General features: G+C 55.4%; 4 protein-coding genes. 3 read left to right on the forward strand and 1 reads right to left on the reverse strand.

Translation table 11 applies throughout. From position 1 onward, the window contains the following. The first annotated feature begins 265 nt into the window (after positions 1 to 265). From BDE01S_RS08985 to BDE01S_RS08995, 3 genes are all read left to right on the forward strand, one after another. Positions 266 to 1,234 carry an ABC transporter permease gene (locus BDE01S_RS08985; RefSeq protein WP_066080463.1) on the forward strand — a complete coding sequence of 323 codons (969 nt, stop codon included), beginning with the start codon at positions 266 to 268 and terminating at the stop codon, positions 1,232 to 1,234. Further along, the gene (locus BDE01S_RS08990; RefSeq protein WP_066080466.1) at positions 1,224 to 2,198 is read left to right on the forward strand and encodes an iron chelate uptake ABC transporter family permease subunit; all 975 of its coding nucleotides are present in this window, start codon (positions 1,224 to 1,226) and stop codon (positions 2,196 to 2,198) included. The genes BDE01S_RS08985 and BDE01S_RS08990 overlap by 11 nt, the downstream gene beginning before the upstream one ends. Before the next feature lie 77 nt (positions 2,199 to 2,275). Then, the gene (locus BDE01S_RS08995; RefSeq protein ID WP_066080469.1) at positions 2,276 to 3,034 is read left to right on the forward strand and encodes an iron ABC transporter ATP-binding protein; all 759 of its coding nucleotides are present in this window, start codon (positions 2,276 to 2,278) and stop codon (positions 3,032 to 3,034) included. A gap of 267 nt (positions 3,035 to 3,301) precedes the next feature. On the opposite strand, the gene BDE01S_RS11340 is transcribed toward BDE01S_RS08995, so the two are convergent. Further along, positions 3,302 to 3,466 carry a hypothetical protein gene (locus BDE01S_RS11340; RefSeq protein ID WP_169798087.1) on the reverse strand — a complete coding sequence of 55 codons (165 nt, stop codon included), beginning with the start codon at positions 3,464 to 3,466 and terminating at the stop codon, positions 3,302 to 3,304. Positions 3,467 to 3,799: the final 333 nt, after the last annotated feature.

Below are 3,799 nucleotides of genomic sequence, written 5' to 3' on the forward strand. Positions count from 1 at the left end.
ACTGTATGTGGTATGTCATATTGAAAGTCAGGTATTTTAAAACCGCCCTATATGTTTGGTTTCTCAGTCTACCCATTTTGATTTTTTAGGAATTTCACGCCATCTCCGACAGCAGAAAGCCTTGCATATTAATATAGAATAAATTATGATAATTATTTTCGTTTTCGAGGCATGTCTGCATCAGTTTTCAGGTGCGGCTCAGGCCGGTTTGCCGCTATAAGCAGGCTTACAGGCCGTCTGAAAACGCTTTATTTTTCCGAAAGACATGAATACCAAGCCCCTTTCCCTTAATTTGACCAACCTGACGGTGTTGGCCGTATTGTGTGCGGCCAGCCTGTCGGTGGGTGTGGCGAGCTTTAATTGGCGCGAGCTGTTCGACATGTCCGACAGCACGCAGCTGATGTTGGTCAGCCGTCTGCCGCGCACGCTGGCGCTGGTGCTGACGGGTGCGTCGATGGCGGTGGCGGGGATGATTATGCAGATTTTGATGCGCAACCGTTTTGTCGAGCCGTCGATGGTGGGGGCGAGCCAGAGCGCGGCTTTGGGGCTGCTGCTGATGGCCTTGTTTGCGCCTTCTGCCGCGCTGATGACGAAAATGTCGGCGGCAGCTATGGCGGCCATGGCGGGTATGCTGGTGTTTATGGCGCTGATCCGCCGTCTGCCGCCGACGGCGCAGCTGATGGTGCCGCTGGTGGGGATTATTTTCGGCGGCGTCATCGAGGCGGTGGCGACGTTTATTGCGTATGAAACGGAAATGCTGCAAATGCTGGGCGTGTGGCAGCAGGGGGATTTTTCCGGAGTGTTGATGGGGCGCTATGAGTTGTTGTGGCTCACCGGTATTTTGGCGCTGGCCGCTTATCTGATTGCCGACCAGCTGACGATTGTGGGGCTGGGCGAAACGGTGGCGGTCAACTTAGGCCTGAACCGCGATGTGATTTTGTGGGCGGGTTTGATTATTGTGGCGCTGATTACTTCGCTGGTGGTGGTGACGGTCGGCAATATTCCGTTTATCGGCCTGGTGGTGCCGAACATTATCAGCCGCATGATGGGCGACAAGTTGCGTCAGAGCCTGCCTGCGGTGGCGCTGCTCGGCGCGTCGATGGTGCTGCTGTGCGACATCATCGGACGCTTGGTGGTGTTCCCGTTTGAAATTCCGGTGTCGGTGGTGTTCGGCGTATTGGGCACGGCATTATTCTTGTGGATGTTGTTGAGGAAACCTGCCCATGCCGTCTGAAAAACACATTGGCTTTTTGCAGGGCAGCCCGCGGGCTTTATGGCTGGCTTTCGCGCTGCTTTCGGCCTGCTGCGCCCTGTTTCTGACTTTAAACGCGGGCGGTAATTGGGATTTCGTGCTGCCGCTGCGGCTGACCAAACTCGCTGCTTTGCTGCTGGTGGCGTATGCGGTGGGCGTATCGACCCTGCTGTTTCAAACGCTGACCAATAATCCGATTCTGACGCCGTCGATTTTGGGTTTTGATTCGCTGTATATTTTCCTGCAGACACTGTTGGTATTCCTGCTCGGCGGCATAGGTTATACCGCTTTGCCGCTGATGGGGAAATTCGGTTTGGAACTGGCGGTGATGATGGGCGGCTCGCTGCTCTTGTTTGCCACGCTGATGAAGCAGGGCGGGCGCGATTTGGCGCGGATGATTTTAATCGGCGTGATTTTCGGGATTTTGTTCCGCAGCCTCGCCTCGCTGCTCCAGCGCATGATCGACCCCGAAGAATTTGCCGTGGCGCAGGCGAATACCTTTGCATCGTTCAATACCGTCAGCCAAAACCTGCTCGGCATCGGCGCAATCGTCTTGCTGGCGAGTGCGGTGTTTATCTGGCGCGAACGCCACCGCTTGGATGTGTATCTGCTCGGCCGCGACCAGGCCGTTAATCTGGGTATCCACTATCAGCGCAATACCTTATGGATTTTGCTGTGGATTGCCGCACTGGTTGCCACGTCCACCGCCGTTGTCGGCCCGGTCAGCTTTTTCGGCCTCTTGGTGGCGGCGCTGGCCAACCATTTCAGCCCGACCATGAAACACAGCCACCGCCTGCCGATGGCCTTTTGCGTGGCCGGTATTCTGCTGGTCGGCGGCCAAACCGTGTTCGAGCATTTACTGGGCATGAAAGCCGTCTTGAGCGTCGTGGTCGAATTCGCCGGCGGGTTGGTGTTTTTATGGCTGGTGCTGAGGAAGAAACGTTAAGGCCGTCTGAAAAAGCAGAAACATCCCAACTTTTCAATAAAACGGCGGACACAACCCGCCCGATATGATTTCCAACCATGATTAAAATCCGCAACGTCAGCCATACCATCGGCAACCAGCTTATCCTCAACGATGTCAGCCTCGATATTCCGCAGGGCGGGATTACCGCGCTGATCGGCCCCAACGGCGCGGGCAAATCCACGCTGCTCTCGTTTATGGCGCGCCTTCAGCCTTTGAAACAGGGCAGCATCGCTTACGGCGGGCGCGATATTACCGCCACGCCCAGCGCGGAATTGGCGAAAACCCTGTCGATTCTGACCCAGGAAAACAGCATTATGAGCCGCATTACCGTGCGCGATTTGCTGATGTTCGGACGCTATCCCTACCATCAGGGCAGGCCGTCTGAAAAAGACGGGGAAATTGTCGAAAACGCACTGCACGAGTTTCATCTCGACGGCTTCGCAGGGCGTTACCTGACCGAGCTTTCCGGCGGGCAGCGGCAGCGGGCGATGATTGCCATGGTGTTTTGCCAGAGCACGGATTATGTGCTGCTCGACGAGCCGCTGAACAACCTCGACATGTACCACGCCCGCGCCCTGATGCAGCTTCTGCGCCGCCTGACCGACGAGCACAAGCGCACCACCGTCGTGGTATTGCACGACATCAACCAAGCCGCGGCTTATGCGGATTTCGTGGTCGCCATGAAAAACGGGCAGGTCGCGCTGACGGGCAAGCCGGAGGAAGTGTTTACGGCGGCAAACATCAAAGATTTGTTTGATATGGATACCGATGTATTGGACTACGGGGGCAAAAAGCTGATTGTGCACCATATTTAAGCGCAGGCGGAAAACATGCACAGGTCAAGACCTTTGCAAAAAAACTGAAATAAGCGACGTCATTAGCTGCGCAAGTCCGCTTCGCTTCCCCCGCGCAGCTAATGACGGCTAGGGGATTTTAAATATTTTGACAAACATTCAGGCCGTCTGAAAACGCAGGCCCCAAAGCAGGGGCGGCAGTCTCAGACGGCCTGAATGTTTGCAAAAAAGGTTTATCGCCGTGTCGTTCGGCTTTTGATAAGAGGTTTGGCCTGTGTGGCTTAGTAATCAGCTCAACCAGAAGCGGAATACCAGGAAAAACACCAAAGCCAGCACGCCGGCCCAAACGACCAGCATAAATCCGGCAACGGCTTGGCCGAAGCGGAAAACAGGATTTTTGCGCTCGTCTTCCAGTTGGACGGGCGGGCGGTTGTCGGTAGGCTCGGTCATCATATACTCGCAAACGTGAAGCGTGATACGGCGGCAAAGGCCGCAGCGTTTTATTCTAAATGGCGGTACAAAGCAAAATAGCAGCCCAGCGTCAGCAGGCCGTATGCCGTCAGCAGGACAAAATTGCGGAAGATGCGCCAGCCGACGGATAAAATATTGCGTTTGTCATATTTCGGGGGGGGGGGTAGCCTGGCGGCGGGGTAGATCGGACACGGTGCGCTCCCGCAGATTTCAGACGGCATGATTATATAACGGATGCGCGCCGAATTAAACTGCCTGCGCCGCCGTAGGCCGTCTGAAAATTACATTGGCCGCATCATCCGCAGGGTTTCATAT

The sequence above is a fragment of the Bergeriella denitrificans NBRC 102155 genome (assembly GCF_001592185.1).
GTDB classification, from domain to species: Bacteria; Pseudomonadota; Gammaproteobacteria; order Burkholderiales; family Neisseriaceae; genus Neisseria; species Neisseria denitrificans.

Bases quoted from the DNA above. Each gene is read 5' to 3' on its own strand.
- BDE01S_RS08985 (WP_066080463.1), top strand. From the start codon at position 266: ATGAATACCAAGCCCCTTTCCCTTAATTTGACCAACCTGACGGTGTTG.
- BDE01S_RS08990 (WP_066080466.1), top strand. From the start codon at position 1,224: ATGCCGTCTGAAAAACACATTGGCTTTTTGCAGGGCAGCCCGCGGGCT.
- BDE01S_RS08995 (WP_066080469.1), top strand. From the start codon at position 2,276: ATGATTAAAATCCGCAACGTCAGCCATACCATCGGCAACCAGCTTATC.
- BDE01S_RS11340 (WP_169798087.1), bottom strand. From the start codon at position 3,466: ATGATGACCGAGCCTACCGACAACCGCCCGCCCGTCCAACTGGAAGAC.